This is a genomic window from Desulfosporosinus sp. FKB, assembly GCF_002196705.1.
Lineage (GTDB): Bacteria > Bacillota > Desulfitobacteriia > Desulfitobacteriales > Desulfitobacteriaceae > Desulfosporosinus.
The window spans coordinates 137,295-156,717 of the sequence record NZ_NADJ01000035.1 but is presented as its reverse complement, the minus strand read 5'-3'; the positions used below and the strand labels follow the sequence as shown (position 1 = coordinate 156,717).

General features: G+C 41.6%; 19 protein-coding genes. 18 read left to right on the top strand and 1 reads right to left on the bottom strand.

The window, feature by feature from the left end; genetic code table 11:
* Positions 1-15: 15 nt before the first annotated feature.
* The 18 genes from hisC (at position 16) to B5Y67_RS13835 (ending at position 17,719) form a co-directional block, all read left to right on the top strand.
* Positions 16-1,080: a histidinol-phosphate transaminase gene (hisC, locus tag B5Y67_RS13920; RefSeq protein WP_088227058.1), complete on the top strand. Its 1,065-nt coding sequence runs from the start codon at positions 16-18 to the stop codon at positions 1,078-1,080.
* 42 nt (positions 1,081-1,122) lie between these two features.
* Positions 1,123-1,707 carry an imidazoleglycerol-phosphate dehydratase HisB gene (gene hisB / locus B5Y67_RS13915; protein WP_088227032.1) on the top strand — a complete coding sequence of 195 codons (585 nt, stop codon included), beginning with the start codon at positions 1,123-1,125 and terminating at the stop codon, positions 1,705-1,707.
* Positions 1,708-1,741: 34 nt separating this feature from the next.
* Positions 1,742-2,371: an imidazole glycerol phosphate synthase subunit HisH gene (gene hisH, locus B5Y67_RS13910; RefSeq protein WP_088227031.1), complete on the top strand. Its 630-nt coding sequence runs from the start codon at positions 1,742-1,744 to the stop codon at positions 2,369-2,371.
* Positions 2,349-3,116, top strand: coding sequence for a 1-(5-phosphoribosyl)-5-[(5-phosphoribosylamino)methylideneamino]imidazole-4-carboxamide isomerase (gene hisA, locus B5Y67_RS13905; RefSeq protein WP_088227057.1), 768 nt, complete (start codon positions 2,349-2,351; stop codon positions 3,114-3,116). Before hisH ends, hisA begins: the two co-directional genes overlap by 23 nt.
* A 1-nt stretch (position 3,117) precedes the next feature.
* Positions 3,118-3,882, top strand: a complete 765-nt coding sequence (hisF, locus tag B5Y67_RS13900) for an imidazole glycerol phosphate synthase subunit HisF (protein WP_088227030.1) — start codon at positions 3,118-3,120, stop codon at positions 3,880-3,882.
* Between the two features lie 594 nt (positions 3,883-4,476).
* The gene (gene hisIE, locus B5Y67_RS13895) at positions 4,477-5,148 is read left to right on the top strand and encodes a bifunctional phosphoribosyl-AMP cyclohydrolase/phosphoribosyl-ATP diphosphatase HisIE (protein WP_088227029.1); all 672 of its coding nucleotides are present in this window, start codon (positions 4,477-4,479) and stop codon (positions 5,146-5,148) included.
* Between the two features lie 328 nt (positions 5,149-5,476).
* Complete coding sequence (locus B5Y67_RS13890; protein WP_088227028.1) at positions 5,477-5,764, top strand: hypothetical protein; 288 nt, start codon at positions 5,477-5,479, stop codon at positions 5,762-5,764.
* A gap of 198 nt (positions 5,765-5,962) precedes the next feature.
* Positions 5,963-6,628 (top strand): CoA pyrophosphatase, encoded by a 666-nt coding sequence (locus tag B5Y67_RS13885; RefSeq protein WP_088227027.1) that lies wholly within the window; start codon positions 5,963-5,965, stop codon positions 6,626-6,628.
* Between the two features lie 136 nt (positions 6,629-6,764).
* The gene (locus B5Y67_RS13880) at positions 6,765-7,193 is read left to right on the top strand and encodes a thioesterase family protein (RefSeq protein ID WP_088227026.1); all 429 of its coding nucleotides are present in this window, start codon (positions 6,765-6,767) and stop codon (positions 7,191-7,193) included.
* Positions 7,194-7,278: 85 nt separating this feature from the next.
* Positions 7,279-7,833 carry a GNAT family N-acetyltransferase gene (locus B5Y67_RS13875; RefSeq protein WP_170932695.1) on the top strand — a complete coding sequence of 185 codons (555 nt, stop codon included), beginning with the start codon at positions 7,279-7,281 and terminating at the stop codon, positions 7,831-7,833.
* Positions 7,834-7,996: 163 nt separating this feature from the next.
* Entirely contained in the window at positions 7,997-9,691 is a 1,695-nt protein-coding gene (locus B5Y67_RS13870) for a M3 family oligoendopeptidase (protein ID WP_088227055.1), read from the top strand.
* A 231-nt stretch (positions 9,692-9,922) separates the two neighbouring features.
* Positions 9,923-10,888 (top strand): MBL fold metallo-hydrolase, encoded by a 966-nt coding sequence (locus tag B5Y67_RS13865; protein WP_088227025.1) that lies wholly within the window; start codon positions 9,923-9,925, stop codon positions 10,886-10,888.
* A 225-nt stretch (positions 10,889-11,113) separates the two neighbouring features.
* The gene (locus tag B5Y67_RS13860; RefSeq protein ID WP_088227024.1) at positions 11,114-11,434 is read left to right on the top strand and encodes a hypothetical protein; all 321 of its coding nucleotides are present in this window, start codon (positions 11,114-11,116) and stop codon (positions 11,432-11,434) included.
* Between the two features lie 240 nt (positions 11,435-11,674).
* Positions 11,675-13,498 (top strand): SpoIIE family protein phosphatase, encoded by a 1,824-nt coding sequence (locus B5Y67_RS13855; RefSeq protein ID WP_088227023.1) that lies wholly within the window; start codon positions 11,675-11,677, stop codon positions 13,496-13,498.
* Between the two features lie 3 nt (positions 13,499-13,501).
* The gene (locus B5Y67_RS13850) at positions 13,502-14,074 is read left to right on the top strand and encodes a SiaB family protein kinase (protein WP_140419097.1); all 573 of its coding nucleotides are present in this window, start codon (positions 13,502-13,504) and stop codon (positions 14,072-14,074) included.
* 13 nt (positions 14,075-14,087) lie between these two features.
* Positions 14,088-14,462 (top strand): DUF1987 domain-containing protein, encoded by a 375-nt coding sequence (locus tag B5Y67_RS13845; protein ID WP_088227021.1) that lies wholly within the window; start codon positions 14,088-14,090, stop codon positions 14,460-14,462.
* Between the two features lie 52 nt (positions 14,463-14,514).
* Complete coding sequence (locus B5Y67_RS13840; RefSeq protein ID WP_088227020.1) at positions 14,515-16,137, top strand: diguanylate cyclase; 1,623 nt, start codon at positions 14,515-14,517, stop codon at positions 16,135-16,137.
* A gap of 673 nt (positions 16,138-16,810) precedes the next feature.
* Positions 16,811-17,719 (top strand): hypothetical protein, encoded by a 909-nt coding sequence (locus B5Y67_RS13835; RefSeq protein ID WP_242975973.1) that lies wholly within the window; start codon positions 16,811-16,813, stop codon positions 17,717-17,719.
* 296 nt (positions 17,720-18,015) lie between these two features.
* Here B5Y67_RS13835 and B5Y67_RS13830 read toward each other — a convergent pair whose 3' ends face one another.
* Complete coding sequence (locus B5Y67_RS13830; protein WP_088227019.1) at positions 18,016-19,314, bottom strand: aminotransferase class I/II-fold pyridoxal phosphate-dependent enzyme; 1,299 nt, start codon at positions 19,312-19,314, stop codon at positions 18,016-18,018.
* Positions 19,315-19,423: the final 109 nt, after the last annotated feature.

The following is a 19,423-nucleotide window of genomic DNA, read 5'->3' as shown; positions in this document are numbered from 1 at the left end:
AATCCTATGGGAATGATGATAAATGAAATCGAGGAACTTTTGCGTCCGGAAGTGCGGAAGCTCGTTCCTTATAAAGCGAATCATATGCCCCAGTGCATTACTCTTGATGCCAATGAGAACCCTTTTCCCTGGCCGGAGGGGATGCGGGAAAAATTATTTGCGGCCAACATACCTTTTAACCGTTATCCCGACGGAATGGCACAAGAGCTGAAACAGGCTATCGCTGAGTATGTCCGGCTATCCCCCGAGGGAATCCTGGTTGGCAATGGGTCTGACGAATTAATCCAGCTCCTCCTTCTTACCTTTGGAGGAGGAGGAAAATCATTAGTCATTCATCCGCCGACCTTCAGCATGTATCAAATCGCTGCTCGTTTGACGAGTACGGCGGTTTTAGAAGTTCCTCTGCTTGAGGGCCTCTATTTGGACGTGGAGAAAATGTTACAAGCGGCTCAGTCTCCCGATGTTCATGTGCTGATTATTTGTAATCCGAACAATCCAACAGGTTCTTTGTTCCCCCGGAAGGACATACTGAGGCTTGTAAGAGAAAGCGGCAAAATTGTGGTGGTTGATGAAGCTTACGCGGAGTTTTCAGGGGAAACTCTTATTCCTGAACTGGCAAATTTCTCGAACTTAGTAATCTTGAGGACCTTCTCCAAGGCTTTTGGCATGGCAGGCCTTCGTTTAGGGTACTTGCTCGGTCAACCCAGAACAATAGACTTAGTAAATCGCGTCCGGGCACCCTTTAACGTAAACTCTCTCAGTCAGAAAACCGGGATTCTTGCGTTGGAGTATCTGGCGGAATATCAAAAGCAGATTCAGACCATTAAGTCGGAAACACAAAAGCTCTATCAGGGGTTATTGATAGTTCCTGGGGTTAAGGTATATCCAACAAAGGCAAATTTCATCCTTTTTAAACCAGAGGATGCCGATCGTTGGGCTAAGGAACTTTTACAGAGAGGTTTTCTTGTGCGCAATATGGGGGAACTGCCGGTCCTCGGCAAGTGTTTGCGCATCAGTGCCGGTTTGCCTGAAGAAAATGAGAAATTTTTAAAGGCCATTGCAGAAGTTAATCTGCTTTAAGCTGTAACGCAGGGGTACTTGAAATTTTGAGGGGGGGAAATTATGCGGGAAGCGTATATTGAACGAAAAACAAAAGAAACTGAGATTCGTGTCCGCTTGAACCTTGATGGGGCGGGAGAGGCTGAGGTAGAGACAGGGATAGGTTTCTTTGATCATATGCTCACAGCCTTCGCCCGATTTGCTTATTTTGACCTTGGACTAAAAGCCATTGGAGATTTGGAAGTGGATGCCCACCACACTATCGAAGATTGCGGAATCGTACTGGGGCAGGCTTTAAAGGAAGCCAGCGGCAACAAGGCGGGGATTGAACGGATTGGCGAGACACTTCTCCCGATGGACGAGGCTTTGGTTCAGGTTGCTCTTGATCTTTCCAACAGGCCTTACTTGGTATGGGAGATAAGGGCTTCTGAAGGAACAGTCGGCCAGTTTCCCTTTGAAATGGCAGAGGAATTTTTCAGGGCCTTCGCGGTACATAGTGGATTAACGCTGCATATCCGGCAAATTTCCGGAAAAAATCTTCATCATATCCTTGAAGCAGTATTTAAAGGTGTAGGGAGAGCCCTGGGTCTGGCTTTACGTGAAAATCCACGCTTTAGTGGAATTCTTTCAACAAAAGGGGTTCTCTAAAGAGACCCGAATTACGTTCCAGGAGGTATGGAAAGTGATAGGAATTGTGGATTATGGACGGGGAAACTTGAGAAGTGTGGAAAAAGCGTTGGAGAAGGTAGGCTTTGAAGCCATGATCATGACTGCCCCGCAAGATTTGCAGAACATTGATGGTGTTATCCTGCCGGGAGTAGGAGCCTTTGCTGATGCTATGGGTGCATTGAAACGCGGAGAGTGGATCGGGCCGATCATCGAGTTTGCCCGTTCCGGCCGACCTTTCCTGGGAATATGTCTCGGGATGCAGGTGCTCTTTGAGGTTGGAGAAGAACATGGCGAACACGCTGGTTTAGGGCTCTTGTCCGGAAGGGTGGTAAAATTTCCAACGGGAAGAAAGGTCCCTCACATGGGATGGAACAGTGTGAGTTTGCTACAACCTTCGCGTTTATTAGAAGAAATTCCGAACGAATCGTTCTTTTACTTTGTCCATTCCTTTTATGCTTTGCCCGAAAATTCGCAGGATATTCTTGGCACAAGTGATTACGGAGTTGTCTTTCCGGCCATTGTTGGCAAGGAAAATGTCTGGGGAGCCCAGTTCCACCCGGAAAAGTCCAGTCCTTGGGGGCTCCAGCTGCTGTCTAATTTTGGAAAGTTGGTGAATGAGTATGCTGCTCTTTCCGGCAATTGATCTCAAAGAAGGAAAAGCTGTGCGTTTATTGCAGGGACGTATGGAAGATTCCACAGTTTACGCTGACAACCCTGTTGGGGTGGCTATGAATTTTGAAGGTCAAGGTGCGTCTCACTTGCATGTCGTTGATTTAAACGGGGCATTTAGCGGCAAACCGGTTAATGATGAGGTGATTCGAAAGATTGTCGGGAGTGTTTCCCTGAAGGTACAAGTGGGTGGCGGTATACGTACGATGGAACGAATTACCGAACTTTTAGAGTTAGGAGTTGAACGGGTTATTTTAGGGACTATTGCCGTTAAAGATCCGGAATTGGTTGCTGAGGCTGCCCGCCGTTATGGTGAACGCATCATTGTAGGAATCGATGCCTTAGGGGGACGAGTTGCCGTACAGGGCTGGGCCGAAGCTACAGAGATGCAGGCTGTTGATTTGGCACAAGCCATGAAGGATGTAGGGGTTAAACACATCGTTTTCACAGATATTGCCCGGGATGGAATGCTTAGCGGGCCCAACATTGAAAGTACGGTTCGTTTGGCTCAAGAGACACGCATTAACGTTATTGCTTCAGGGGGGATTTCAACCTTAGAGGATGTACGGCGTCTGCAGGCCGAACACTTAAGAGGGGTTCCTATTGAAGGGGCTATAACGGGAAAGGCTCTCTATAGCGGTGCTTTTACCTTAAAAGAAGCTTTAGAGTCGGCAAATTATAATCCGCAGATGAAAATTACAGGAAGCAGGGGGGAATAAAATGTTAAGCAAACGAATTATTCCCTGTTTAGATGTTCATGACGGACGTGTCGTTAAAGGAACTAATTTTGTGCAATTAAGGGACGCCGGTGATCCGGTGGAGCTCGCTGCTCTCTATGATCAAGAAGGGGCAGATGAGCTGGTTTTTTTGGATATTACAGCTTCCTCTGATAAAAGAGAGACCATGGTGGACGTTGTCCGGCGAACGGCGGAACAAGTCTTCATTCCCTTTACCATCGGAGGCGGGCTCAGGACTATTGAGGATATACGCAAGATGCTGCGGGCCGGAGCGGACAAAGTATCCTTGAATACCTCCGCCGTTCAGAATCCCGGATTAATTGAAGAGGGCGCCTATGCTTTTGGAAGTCAGTGTATTGTTGTTGCTATTGATGCCCGCAGCACGGCTCCGGGAAAATGGGAAGTATACATTCACGGGGGAAGAACACCAACTGGCAAGGACGTTTTAGAGTGGGCCGAGGAAGCCGAGAAACTTGGCGCTGGAGAAATCCTTTTAACTTCCATGGATCGGGATGGAACAAAGGCCGGTTATGAGTTAGACTTGACAAGGGCTGTCAGTAGAGCGGTTTCTCTCCCCGTTATTGCCAGCGGCGGTGTGGGAACTCTGGAACATTTGGCTGAAGGGCTTACTTTGGGAGAGGCTGATGCTGTCTTAGCGGCTTCTATTTTTCACTACAAGGAATACAGCATAAACGAGGCGAAAAGGTATTTGGCGGAACGGGGAATTTTAGTGCGGGGACTTGGATAGGGGACTTGTGTGACACAGCCCTCTGTCCTACGCTCGCAGAGCAAACTAGCCGTTCAAGCGACCGGCTTTGGGGAGCGGGGTTCCCGTATCTGGGGTCGGTCGCTTTCACGGAGTTTGCTGACTGCTTACGTAAAGACGTCGGACTGTTGTCACACTGCGTCCCTGCTCTGGGGACGGGGGAACGGTTGCTTGGGAGACGGCACATAAATGTGCGCCGTCCGGCTTGAGACAAGCGGGCATGTGTCGCAAGTGCGAGACGCGGGGACGGTCCTTTTAACACACTTTTGACACGTGGGGCGTGACAGTGGTGTGTCAGTAGGACCGTCCCACTGACACACCACTGACACACTGACACCATCACCGACACACCATGGCGGTAGTGAATATCCCTGTTCACTGTCCCGCATCTGGGGTTTGTCGCTTTCGCGGAGTTTGCTGACTGTTTACGTAAAGACGTCGGGCTGTTGTCACATTGCGTCCTTGGTCTGGGGACGGGGAGACGTGCTTGGGAGACGGCATATAAATGTGCGCCGTCTTATTATGAATAAACGATATGCTAATTGTTTGCATAAAATTGGAAGGTAGAGATGTGAAATGGAAGAAAATCAAACGGAACTTTTTGATTTATCCGGAATCCGTTGGGATGCTCAAGGGCTTGTGCCTGCGATCGCTCAAGATGTGGAGACAAAAGAAGTTCTTATGCTTGCCTATATGAATGAGGAATCCTTAAGAAGGACGCTGAAGGAACGAAAAGCTTGCTATTACAGCAGGAGCAGGCAAGCTCTTTGGTTGAAAGGGGAAACTTCGGGGCATTTTCAAGAAGTCGTGGACATTAAATTTGATTGTGATCAAGATGCTCTGCTTTTGACGATAAGACAGACAGGGATGGCGTGTCATGAGAATCATTTTTCCTGTTTTCACTATAATTTGGAAAAGGATGGTTTTAAGAAGGTTGGAGAACCTGAAGTAAAACCCGATGTGCCTTTGGGAAGAACCTTGGAATTATTGACTGAGGTAATTCATTCGCGAAACCTTGAGCGGCCGGAAGGTGCATATACCACGTACCTCTTCGAAAAAGGGATTGATAAAATTCTAAAAAAAGTCGGGGAAGAATGTGCTGAGGTAATTATTGCGGCTAAGAATGCGAGTCCAGATGAGATTCGCTATGAGGTATCAGATTTGTTCTATCATGTTTTGGTGATGCTGGAAGAGCGCGGGGTTAGTGTTGAAGAGATCAGCAAGGAACTATACACGAGGCGAAAGTGAACTCGTTCAGCTAAAGCTGAACATCGGGTCTTCGGTGGCGAAAGTATCCTGTGGACACTTTCGCCGAAAGCGCCTAGCCCATAACAAATGCGATCGCGCTGAAGGATGAACTCTACTCCCACCGAAGCAAGGTATGGGAACTACCCCCACTTGTAGAAGTGGGAGTCTTACGATTGGCCAAAGTAGACTACAGCAATGAAAGATTATTTGGGGATTGGGATTTAGAGAATAATGTAGTATTATATAGTAGAATGAAAACACAAAAGAACTCGTAAATCATGCAAAGAAATTTGACCTGATACTTGAAGAAAAAGTGTAGGTGGCTGTTGTGTTTAAGATTACAGAAGATTGTGTTGAAAATAAGCAATTTGTTGAGTATTTTAGTTCTGATGCTAAAAAAGGGACGGAAGAATTTGAGCAATTGATAAAACAATTTGAAGCGGGACCTCAGTATAAATTTCGCATGCGAGATGTCGATGAGGTTGTTTATTTTATTGGATATTCCGATGATAATACTAAAAAAAGTGGCTTTGATCCTTTTGATATGTATGGCGAGTACTATGGCTGCTTTGATATTCAGTATCTTAATGATAAGGGCGAATATGAACGATTGTAGTTGTTTAGTGTTGAAAGAAGTTTTTTATTAAAAAAGCAGGGAAAATAGGGCTAGAGGCAATGCTTCTGGCCTTATTCTTATAATATTGTTTATTCAATCGTAGGATTTCCACCTCTGCAAGTGGGAGTGATTCCCATATTTACTTTAGTTAACTTTGCAGGAGCTGTAAGATATGTTATTAGATAAGGAGTTGAAAATATGGAAGAATTTAAGCTGGAAAAGTTGTCAAAAAAGTTGCCTTTGGCAGCGGGAATTAATGGAAAAGACGAATATTTTAATTCTGCTGTTTTGGTATTATTAATGTTAATAAATGGTGAGTACCATTTTGTCTTCGAGAAGAGAGCGGCTTCGATTAGACAGGCCGGCGAGTTTTGTTTTCCTGGGGGTAAATTCGATTCAGAAAAGGATAAAAGCTTTCAGGAAACGGCAATTCGAGAAACCGTAGAAGAACTGGGTATTACGGCTGACCAGATCAAAGTTATTGGTCCTTTAGATACCGTGATTGCCACGATAGGAACAACTGTGGATGCATTTTTAGGAATTCTTGATGTAGAGGACGTAGAGGACTTAAGGATAAATTTCTCTGAAGTTGAGCGGATTTTTACAGTTCCTGTTTCTCATTTTGAAAATAATGAACCTGAGGTATATCAAGTAGTCCTTGAAGTTCATCCTTCTCACCTTAATCAAGCAGGTGAAGAAGTAGTAACATTTCCTGCCAAACAACTTGGTCTTCCGGAGCGCTACCATAAACAGTGGGGAAATGTGAAAAGCAATATTTTTGTCTATAAGGTCGGTGACGCTACTATTTGGGGGATTACAGCTCGGCTGATCAGGGATGTTGTGAGAAAAATTAAGGAAATTTGAGCGCGCTATGAGGTAAAAATAGGTTACTAAAGCAGGAATGCTCAATTTTTTAGAGAATTCAGAAAGATTGGTTCCAAAAGGTCTATGAGGATTCTTAACTATTTCTAACAATAAGATTATAGGAGGTGTTTGCAGAATGGAGGACTTATCAGATTTCCCCGTTCGTGTAACGATACCAATTGCTTGGAGCGAGATGGATGCTTATGGGCATATCAATAATGTCTATTATTTAAGATATTTTGAAACAGCCCGAATTCATTATTTACAAGAAATTGGCTTAATGGATATGAAATTAGAGACAGACCTAGGTCCTATCCTGGCTCAGACAACATGTAAGTACCTGAAACCTTTGCAATATCCTGATCAAATCATTGTTGGAGCTAAGACAAAATCGATGAGTAAGTCAAGTTTTGTCATGGAATACCTGATTGTCAGCGAAAAAATTGGAGCTGCCGCTTTCGGTGAAGGGGTTATTGTCATGTATGATTATAATGCTTCAAAGAAGGTAGAAATACCTTCTGAAATTAGACAACGTATTGAGGAGTTGGAAAAGCATTCTTTTTAAATTAATAGCCAGATTCAGCATCATCAGAAAGCTCTCATGTCGTTTGCGGACTTATGGAGGATTGAAAATAGATTGGAGATAGGATATGCCGCATTTAATAACTACGAGATTGAATGAATTTAAATTAAGATTTGCAGAAATGGACGATGTGCCACTGATTTTGAGTTTTATCAGAGAGCTGGCAGAGTACGAAAAAATGCTCTCGGCAGTAGTAGCAACGGAGGAAGACCTAAAGGAATCATTGTTCCAACGCAAGATGGCTGAGGTCATTATTGGAGAATACAAAAATCAGCCGATAGGTTTTGCTCTCTTTTTTCATAACTTTTCTACGTTTCTGGGGAAGCCTGGAATATACTTGGAGGATTTATACGTAAAGCCGGAAATGCGCGGCAAGGGATTGGGCAAGATAATGCTTTCTTTTCTTGCCCAATTGGCCATTGAACGTCAATGTGGACGTTTAGAATGGTGGTGCCTGGACTGGAATAAGCCATCGATAGAGTTTTATAAGCAGCTAGGAGCAGTCCCAATGGATGAATGGACTGTCTTTAGAGTTTGTGATGAAGCATTGCCTAAATTGGCGCTGAACTTTTCTAGTCAAAAGGAAGAGAATCAGTTTGACCATGGTTTAAGAGTTAGATAACAATCAGTAAAATCATCAAGAATGTAGTTGATAAGAAATATATTTTTATGAGTGGAAGGTCTAACCTTGATTTTGACGAATGTTTTTATTATTTGAGCAAATTTTTCTAATATTCGGAGATAATAAAGCAAAGGTAATGAAAATAGGGGAAGGTGAAGCAGTTATGAAATTTAAAGATTATACATACCATCGTCCTGACCTCGAGGTTATTAAAACTAAGTTCTCGTCTTTGTTAGAGAAATTTAAGCAAGCTGCGAGTTTAAACGAGCAAGATGCAGTGATGAGTGAAATTAACACTTTACGCAGAGAATTCGAGTCAATGTCGCAATTGGCCTCAATTCGGCATACCATCGATACGACGGATACATATTATGAAAAGGAACAAGAGTTTTTTGATGAAACGATGCCGGTCTACGAGGGGCTGATCTCAGAATTCTACCAGGCCTTGGTGAGCTCTTCCTTCCGCAGTTCGTTAGAGGAAAAGTGGGGTAAACAACTATTTACCATTGCTGAGTTGACGTTGAGGACGTTTAAACCGGAAATTATTGAGGAATTACAGATTGAGAATAGGTTAGTCACTGAGTACACAAAGCTGATTGCCTCAGCGAGCATTATGTTTGAGGGCGAAGAGCGTAACTTACCCGGTCTTGGTCCCTTCCAACAGTCGGCTGATCGGGCGATGAGAAAAAGGGCTAATGAAGCTCGATATGCTTTTTTTGCCGAACATGAAGAAACATTAGATAGAATTTATGATGAGCTGGTTAAAATCAGGACTACAATCGCCCGAAAACTTGGGTATGAGAATTATATTGAGCTTGGCTATGCTCGAATGTTACGCTCCGATTACAACCCGGAAATGGTAGCTAATTTCCGACGACAAGTTGTAGAGGAAATTGTTCCCGCTGCAACAAAGCTGCGGGAACGGCAGCGGAAGCGACTTGGTTTAGATGTTCTGATGTATTATGACGAAAAGATTAATTTTCCCCAGGGAAACGCTAAACCGCAGGGTGACCCGGAATGGATTCTGGACAATGGACGAAAAATGTATAAGGAACTGTCTTCGGAAACGGATGAATTCTTTACGTTTATGACTGACCATGAGCTTATGGATTTGGTAAGTAAAAAGGGTAAAGCCGGAGGCGGTTACTGCACATTTATTAGTGAATACCGCTCTCCCTTTATTTTTTCCAATTTCAATGGAACCTCTGGAGATGTTGATGTTTTAACCCATGAGGCAGGTCACGCCTTTCAAGTTTATTGCAGCCAAAATTTTTCCTTACCTGAATATCAGTGGCCAACCTATGAATCGTGTGAAATCCATTCTATGAGCATGGAGTTTTTTGCCTGGCCATGGATGGAGTCGTTCTTTAAAGAAGCGGCAGACAAATACCGATTTACTCATTTGAGTGAGGCACTCCTTTTTATTCCTTATGGAGTAACTGTGGATGAGTTTCAGCATTTTATTTATTCCAAACCTGAAGCGACAATACTAGAGAGAAAAAGTGCCTGGCGGCAAATCGAAAAAAAATATCTCCCCCATCGCAATTATGAAGGCAATGAATACTTAGAACAAGGCGGATACTGGCATCAACAAAGTCATATATTTAGTGCTCCTTTTTATTATATCGATTATACCTTAGCTCAAATATGCGCTTTCCAGTTCTGGAAAAAATCCAGGGAAAACCGTGAATCTGCTTGGCAAGATTACTTGAAATTATGTCGCTTGGGCGGCTGTCAATCCTTTTTAGGTTTAGTCAAAGAAGCAGATTTAGTGTCACCCTTTGAAAACGGATGTGTCCAAGGTGTTATCCAGGCCATTGAGGCATGGCTTGATAACGTTGATGATAGCCAGCTATAAAAGTCTCGTCCATAGATTTGAAAGTGAACTCGTTCAGCTTAAGCTGAACATCGGGGCTTCAGATACAATAATGTCCAGTGGACATTATTGCCGAGCCGCCTTTCCCAATAGGATTACTTAGCGGCGAAGGAGGACTCTACCCCACCTGAAGTTAACGAAGGACCCACCCCCACTTATAGAAGTGGGGGTCTTAAAAACTCGATAAATATTTTTTAATTGGAGGCTTTGGGCTTGATTACAGAAGTTTATCCAGGGATTTACAAAAATGAAATCCCCTTACCCAAAAATCCCTTAAGGGCTATAAATAGTTATATTCTGCTTTCGGATACAAGAAATCTAGTCATAGATACGGGTTTTAATACCCTAGAATGCCAGACCGCCTTGCTGGAAGGTCTCAATGAATTGAACGTTGATCTGAGCAAGACCGATCTATTAATTACTCATATGCATATGGATCACTCAGGTTTAGCTCCTGTTCTGAAGAAACTGGGGGTAAATACTGTATATTTCAGTGAGGTTGACGGAGATCTTTTTAATCAAACTTCCAAACGTGATGCTTTCTTTCAGACCCTTAACAAAATATTTGGCTTTAAAACTGATGTCGCTTCTGCGTTCGGTAAAGAGTTTGGTAAAAGGCATACTGAGCCTCTGGAATTTACGCCGTTAGCTGAAGGAGATAAATTAATTATAGGAGATTATTGTTTAGAGATCGTGGATATTCCTGGACACACTCCGGGACAGATTGGCCTTTACGAACGAAGACACAGACTGTTTTTTTGCGGAGATCATATTCTCGATGAGATCACCCCAAACATCACCTTCTGGGGATTCGAGCAGGATATTTTGGCAACGTATTTGCGAAGCCTCGATAAGGTTATCGAGTATGACATCGATTATCTATTTACCGCGCATCGTAAGATAATAAGAGACCACCGTTCAAGGATTAAAGAACTCATTGCTCACCACGATGAAAGGCTCAGAGAGGTCCTTGATATTCTCTGCGAAGGGAGAAAGACAACCGGCGAGGTAGCTGCTTCGATGCACTGGGATTTGAGTTATAAAAAATGGGAGGACTTTCCTCATCCGCAAAAATGGTTTGCTTCAGGGGAAGCGTTGTCACATTTAGAGCATCTGGCGCATATTGGGAAGGTCGAGCGAATCGAGGAGGATGAGGCCCTTTTTTATCAGCTTAAATAACAAAGAAGAGTCTTACACGGAAAGGAAATCATTCATAAGAGTTAACGGAATATCGGAAATGGTAAAAACAGGAGCCATCATTTCACAGACTTTGTGAAATGATGGCTCCTGTTTTATCTTAACAAATTAGAACCAAGATTCCGGATGTTATGAACAATAGTAACAAAAAAATGTCCGGAAGTGGGATTATAGTTAAATTATAAAATCTCTATAGGAGGGAAAACAATGTCTATCGTCAAAGTAAGTGCATCGGAAATGAATTCACGAATAGAACTTAAGATTAAACAGACAATCCTTATAAATGTATTCCTGATGACCATAGTCATTCTCGCAGCTCTGGATTTGGTGGTTACTTTATTCAGGGGCGACTCTTTAGCAGTTTACACAAAGTTTGTTCTTGTTGATTTCATCTTGTCAGTATTAGGGATAGTCTTCTGTTCAGATCTGTTGATTCAACAGGGCCAAAAGTTTTTAGGTTATTTCTACTGTTATATGCTTTTTTTATGGTCATGTCTAACAATCATTAAATTAGTCTGTTTTTCATAAGAAGGTCAGAGAAAGGACTTTGGAGGATTGAACGTAGGTAGGGAAACAAAAAACTAAGTTTTGCTGATAAAAAGCTGTTCTGCAGATCGTGGGCAAGTGCAGCTTTGTTATGTAGATTAATCTTCTGAAAATCGTTTTATTATATAAAAATATTGACTAAATCCTATTTTGAGAGGAAGGAGTCCATGCAGATTTGGCGAATTGTGATAAATGCTGTAGCAAGAAAGGTAAAAGTTAGCTATGAAAACGTCTTCTTTTGGCAAGTATGAAAGAATCATTAATAAAGGGACTATGAATGTCATTATTTTCGCTTGTGTTATTATTGTTATCGCAATTATGATTACAGGCATATCCAGCTATGTTATCGTAAAAAATGCCATGATCGAGAAACTGCAGAAACAAGATCTTGTCTATATTTTGAAGTCTATTTCGGCTCAAATTGATGATAGAATCGATAGAGCCAAGGAAACGTCCTTAATTCTTGCCGATAACCCTGAAATTATACAATGGTTTCAAGAGGGTGAAACGGACGAAACCTTTAAAAAATTGTTTATAGAACAGATGACAGATGCTGCTAAAACCTTGAATTACACCGTGTTTTTTACTAATCGAAGAACAGGTCATTACTGGACAAATTCTAATTTGCTTACCGATACTATGAGCAAAGATAAAACTTCGGATCGTTGGTTTTATGATACTCTGTCCTCTGGCCAAAAAATTAACCTGAATATAGATCATAACATAGTGCTTAACCAAACGAATTTATGGATTAATACCCTGATGGGTGATCCTCATGATCCGGCGGGGGTTGCTGGAGTAGGAGTGGATTTGCAAGATATCTCCAAAGAATTTGGCAATTATAAAATAGGAAATGGGAGTAATTTGTGGCTTATTGATACGACCGGCAAAATAAGTATCTCGGACGATGTTGAGCAAAGCGGGGGGCGTCTCTCTGAATACCTACCTGCTGAGATATTCACTGATATTTTAAATGATGCTTCCAATGGAGAGTCTTTGAAGGTTGTTAGTTATGTCGGTTCAGATGGACAAAAGGATTTGGTTTTTCAAAAGTTAAAATCATGTAATTGGATACTGGTCTTTCAAATTAACCGATCAGAGACCTTAGGACTGCTTAATTCTATTATGATCAATACCTTAGTGAGTGTTGCCGTAGTTCTTATTTTCTTGATTCTTGTTTTTTATACGGTTTCTTCAAGAATCGCTAATCCTTATAAGAAAACACTTCAACTAAATCTTGAATTAGAAAAAGAAATTGAAGAAAGAACTACTGAACTACGTGAACAAAATTCAAAAATTACGGAGAGCATCTATTATGCCAAAACAATTCAAGAATCAATCTTGCCTTCCTCGGAAGTTCTGCAAAGAATTCTAGGTAACCACTTTGTTCTCTGGAGACCTAGGGATATAGTCGGTGGTGATTTTTATTGGCTTAGAGAGACGAAGATTGGCTGGATTTTAGTAGTAGGTGATTGTACAGGACATGGCGTACCGGGTGCTTTAATGACAATGGCAGTTAACTCAATACTTAGTAATATCGTTTCTAAAAATGAAGTAATAAGCCCGACCGACATGATCAAGGACCTTAATCATCAATTAAAAGATGCTCTTAATAAGGAAAAAGGTGATTATGCAACAGATGATGGCCTTGATGCTGCTATTGTAAGTTACGAAAACAGTGGAAGATTATTGTTTGCAGGAGCTAAAATGAATATGTATTTAGCTTCCTCCGGGCAGGTGACGGTTTATGAAGGTCATAGGAATGGAATTGGTTATATAAAATCGATCTTTAATGATGAAATCTCCGATACCATAGTAAATCTTAGAGCTGGCGACCGAGTATATTTGACAACAGACGGTTATGTTGATCAAAACGGAGGCCCTCATAATTATTCCTTTAGTAAACGCAGATTCCGAACCAACCTTCTTAACACCTTGGATCTCCCAATAACGAAACAAGGCGAATGGCTGGAAAAAGAACTTACTTCTTATCAAGGTCAGGAACCTCAGAGAGATGATATTACTGTTCTAGGTATAGAATTATAAATTATGATTATGGAAAGAGGGAAAAATGGGATGATTCACCTTCAACAGCTAAAAAAATCACTTGAAGAATACCGTGTTTTGATCTGCTTTTCGGGCCAATTCTCCCAAGGCATTGTAGAACAGCTTTGCGATTCTATCAAAGGACAATTGAGCGAAGGTCTAGGAACAAAGCAAAACCCTATGAGAGTAATCTCTATTTTTGTCGAACAGGCTCAAAATATTATAAACTACAATCAAATGAAAAAAAGTCATAAAAATTATGATCAATTTCTAGAATCGAGCATTGTGACCATAGGCAAAAATGGGGAAAATTTTTTTGTGACATCCGGAAATATTATTGATAACAATGACTTGCAGCCGCTCCTAAAAAAGATCGATCATCTTAATTCTCTTGAACCAGGAGATTTAAAGACTCTATACAAAGAAGTTATGAAAAACGGAGGACTTGAAGAACCTGAACGAAGTGCAGGCTTAGGTCTAATCCATATGGCTCGTAAATCAAGATCACCTATTGAGTACGAAAGCTATCCGATTAATGAGGAATTATCTTATTTTCAAATCAATGTGAATGGTTAGGAGTTGGAGAAGGATGGAGAGGCTATTCATCAAGGAATCAAAAAGTACTCCCCTTGTAGATTTCGATTCGGATAGGGGTTTGCTCGTTTTAAAAGGACAATCTTATCCGGAAGACCCTTTTGCTTTTTTTAAACCTATAATAGAGTGGGTTAAAGAGTATTTAGCAAGTAATCCGAAAACTGTTTCTCTGGAATTTACTTTGACGTATATTAATACCAGCAGTTCAAAGTGCATCATGATGCTCTTAGATGCCTTGGAAGAGTCCTTTGACAATGGATTGACCATCGATCTTAGATGGTTTTGTAATGAGGAAAATGAATATGAACAGGAATGTGCTCAAGAATTCCAAGAGGACTATACATTTCCTTTTGAAATAGTACTAGTTTAATGGCTATTCAATAAAAAGTTCTTCTGGGATTTGGAGAAAGTGGTGATGTCCTTTGAAAGATCATAAAACGTTCAACAATATTTTTGAAGAAGAAATGGCCGTTTATCAAGAGGCTAGGGAATTTTTAAAAAAAGGCAATTTAAAGTTTTCCGACCTAATGGTCAAATTTGATAGTTTAATTAATCAGTATTGCCGTTTAATCAATATAACTCGACGGCTCTGCAGCATCAGCGATGTACAAAGCAGAGACTTAAAGCGGAAAGAACGAGAGATACAGAATATCTTGGATCATTCAGACCAAGGGTTTCTAACCTTTGGAAAAGATTTGCTGATTCATAAAGAGCATAGTTCGGAATGTATCAGGATATTTGGCCGCAAGGTCGTGCATAAAAATATATTGGATCTTCTGCGCAGCGAAAATGAAGATCAAAACAGACTCATTGCTGATGTTTTGCATAAGGTTTTTGATCTTCCTCCCGGGGAGGTTCAGTTGTCTTATATTAATGAACTTCCTAATTTGTTAAAGATACAAGGAAATTATATTAATATTAAATACAAAATGATTTCTGATGATTTAGATCATCAAAATCAAACCTTAATGGTCGTTCTGACAGATATTACTGAAAAACGAAAAACAGCTGATCAGGTCTTATTTCTTAGTTACCACGACAAGCAAACATCTCTGTATAACAGGGCCTATGTTGAAAGCATCATTCCTCAACTTCAAATTGAGTCAAATCTTCCCTTAAGTATTGTTATGGCCGATTTAAACACCTTAAAACTTGTCAATGATGTCTTTGGACACGAAACAGGTGATAAGCTTATTGTTAATGCCGCAAAGATATTCCTCTCATGCTGCCGTAAGAGTGACATTGTAGCTCGGTGGGGCGGAGATGAATTTATAATGATACTCCCCGGCGCAAATCAGGAGGTTTGCACAAGAATATGCAATAACATAAAGTCAATGTTTAAAACCCTGCCCGCAGATCCTGTTGATCAGAGCGCTTCCCTGGGATCAGTTACACTCAACAATTGGGAAACTGATATAATCAGTCTAATCGGTGTGGCGGACCGTGTAATGTATAATAACAAATTAATTGAGCGGAAGAAAACAAGGGAGATGTTTGTTTCCAGCGTCGAGAAAGTTCTAGAGATTAAATGTCCTTCCTATCTGGAGCACAATGCTCGAGTTGAAGCCCTAGCCCGTTCATTTGTCAAGCTGCCGGGTGTTGAATTAAACTCGCAAGAAATGGATCAGCTGATCTCGCTGGCTCGTTTTCATGATATTGGCAAGGTTGCAATTCCCAGCGAACTCCTGAAGAAAAACACCTCCCTGACTGAAGACGAGTTTAAAATTATACGTCAATATCCCGAAGTTGGCTATCGGATGGCCCATTCCATGGGAGAACCGCTCTTGGCTCAGTCCATCTTGGCTCTTCGAGAATTTTGGAATGGAAAGGGTTATCCGCATGGCTTGAAAGGAGAACAAATCCCTCAAAGTTCCCGTATTATTTCCATACTTGATGTGTACGACGTTATTACTCATGATCAACCCTATCGTAGCAAGAAAACAAATGAAGAAGCTTGTCAAGAATTGCAGCGAGGTGCGGGCGCCCAGTTTGATCCTCAGCTGACGAACCTTTTTGTAAATAATCTACCATCGCTGTTATCCTAGAATAATTTAGTCGACAGTTTTTTGTAAAGCAAGAACCGGAGCAGTTTGATTCCAAAGGAGGTTAGTAGCTTGATAACTGTTGATGCAAAGGCACTTCGCTATCTTCAGGAAAGAACGTCATCTGTAGTCCTTGGCTTGGAATTAAATCCGTCAATGGGTGGCTGAGCTTGTTCGGCAGAGCACGTAACAGGTAGTTACGTTCCGAAAATTTATCTGAGAGAACCGGAAACCAACGAACTTTTTAATTTTAATTTCCAAGAAATTGGGACACTAAAACTATATTATTCCTCAAGAATCGGGGTCGCACAAGGACATCAAGGTATCAAAATTAAACTTAGGAAGCTGTTGTTCTTTAAGTGGCTAACGTTAGAAGGGGCTAAGGTACTTTAGTGAACCCGTTCAGCTAAAGCTGAGCATTGTTGCTTCGGTGACGAAAGTGTCCTGTGGACACTTTCGCCGAAAGCGCCTAGCCCATAACAAATGCTATCGCGATGAAGGATGAACTCTACTCCCACCGATCCTGACAACTTTTTCATAAAGCTTCCACAGTTTGTTCATAGGAAACACATACCTTAGACGTTAAAAAGTAGTAAATTAATAGCAGGCGATAACCTATTTTCACTTCGAAGATCAGAGTTATTGTAAAAACATATGGAGGTGTTTGGTTCCTGCTATGATGAAATCTACAAAAACAAAAACTATTGTAATAGCTACGGCTATTACCACCCTTCTTTCAGCAACAGCTGTTTATGCAGCCACGCCAAGCAACAGTTCCGTACATGCTCAGAATTCTGCGCGTGCAGCAAGAGGTGGGTTCCAAAGTCATTTGGCTAGTTTGGTATCCTCAGGTACGCTGACGCAGTCTCAAGAAGATGCCATTCAAAACGCGGTAAGTGCCGTTATGAAAACAAATGAATCCAGTAGTGGGCTTCAGAAAGGTCGGACTAATGTCTTTAAGACCGTTCTTGATGGTCTTGTAACAGCCGGGACAATAACGTCAGATCAAGAAACAGCGATAGAAAATGCAGTTACCGCCGCAGTAAAGGCCAGTGTGTCTCAAGGTGAATTTAAAAAGGATTTGAGCGATGGCTTTAAAACCGTTCTGGATGGTCTTGTAACGGCTGGGACTATAACTACAGATCAAGAGACTGCGATAGAAAATGCAGTAACTGCCGCAGTGAAGACAAATGGGTCCCAAGGTGAGTTTAAGAAAGGCCAGAGTAATGGCTTCAAAACCGCCCTTGATAGCCTTGTTACGGCCGGAACCATAACTTCAGATCAAGAAACAGCGATAGAAAATGCAATTACCGCAGCGATTAAAACGGGTGTTACGAAAGGTGAATTTAAACAAGGAACTTCCGACCTGTTTAAAACTACTCTAGACGGTCTTGTAACCTCTGGGACAATAACCTCGGATGAAGAAACCGCTATTGAAAGCGCGGTTACCTCTGCGGTGCAGACAAGAGTATCCAAAGGCGAGTTTAAGGGAGGATCTTCCAACGGAATTAAGACCGCTATAGATGCCCTCGTCACAAACGGAACTATAACTCAAGCCCAGGAAGATGCTATCTTTAGCAAGTAATATTATGAAACGCTCTCGTGGTATATATTTCCAACAGCATTGAGTTGGCGACTTATACATGTGGCATCATTAGAAGAAAGAGAACCCAAATTATAGGGTTCTCTCTTCTTTTCTCCGGGTAATATCTGGGTGACCTTCATCTCTATGCTATGACGTCACTCTTTTGGGCAAAACAACAACTCCGCATCACTTAGGTTATGGAAAGATGGTGCGGAGTTTTCTGTCTTGGCTAAAAACTTGTTTTAATTTGGTTAAACTGGTCAAGTAAGTAGTTATGATCTAAATGAAATGTAGATTCATTGTCCCTTTAAATCTTGAAATCCTTGATAAATAAGGTCAAAAAGTTGTTTAAGGTCTTGTACTTCAACACAAGAGAAGGCAACGCGCACATCGCTCTCTCCCAGGGAAATAACGCCTATGCCATAATGATCGAGGAGATGAAGGCGCAAGGCTTCGGCGTTCACGCCATGTTTGAGTTTCATACACATAAAGTAACCAGAATTAAAAGGATAATAATCCCAAGCATCGTTATAACTTCCTTGACTAAGGATTTCTTTGACTTTAGTGGCACGACGTTTTAAAAGTTCAACTTTTTGATCTCTCTGGACTTGAAATTCAGATGACTGAAGGGCATTTAAAACAAAGGATTGAGCGGGATGAGACGCACTGGAAATTGCTCCCCGAATACTTCCCAAGGCCTTGTTTTCTAAGGCATCCAGAACTGCCGGAGACTCGCTGGCAAAGGTAATAAACCCGACGCGAAAGCCCCAGACAAAATCTTCTTTTGTAGCTCCGTCAACTTTGATTGCCAGTATTCTGGGATGGATATTGGCAATCCGGGCAAATAAGGATTCTTTGATGGAGTCCTCGTAAAATAACCCAAAATAGGCATCATCAGTAAGGACAACTAAGTTCATACCTTCCTGGGCAACTTCTTTCAGTACTTCGATGATGTTCGTTGCCTCTTTTTCACTTGGAGTATACCCGGTAGGGTTATTGGGAAAGTTAAGTAGTACGACAGCTTTTCCGTGTTCCTTTTTAGAAAGTAAAGCTTTTTTCAAACCTTGAACATTAAACGCTCCCTGCTCGTTATAAAAAGGAAAGGTAACGTTTTTTGCTCCTCGACGAACTCCGAAAATGAGATTGTAATTACCCCATAATTTTTCCGGTAAAACTAAAGGATCATTTTCATTCATGAAAAGATCGGCAACAATGCTTAAACCATGGGTCAGAGCATTTGTAACAATGGGATTGCTGAAGGATTTATCCTTTAAGGAAGGGTTTTCATGAAGCATTTTCTTCCGCCAAAGCTGCCTCAGTTCAGGTTTGCCTGCTGGAGGTGCATAAGGATACAGATTCTTAGGATCATACTCAGATAATGTATTATGAATTACGGGCAGGAACATCGGTTGATTCCCTTCCGTTGCAATCCCTATGGTGGCATCAAATCGATGGGCCTTCTGCTTCGCTTCCGCAGTCTGAGTTAAAATCCCTTTAGGATAATACATATTCCTCCCAAGGTCAGACAGTAATTCGTAGACATGAGGATTTTCCTTTTTTATGCGGTCATTTAACTCTTGAGCAATTTCGTTCATGAACTCTTCTCCCTTTCTTAAGTAAGCCGATCTCTAGCTGTAAAGTGAAATAAACTTCGATTTTGCTTGAAATTAGAATTAGTGTATGAATTTGAACTAGATTAATCTA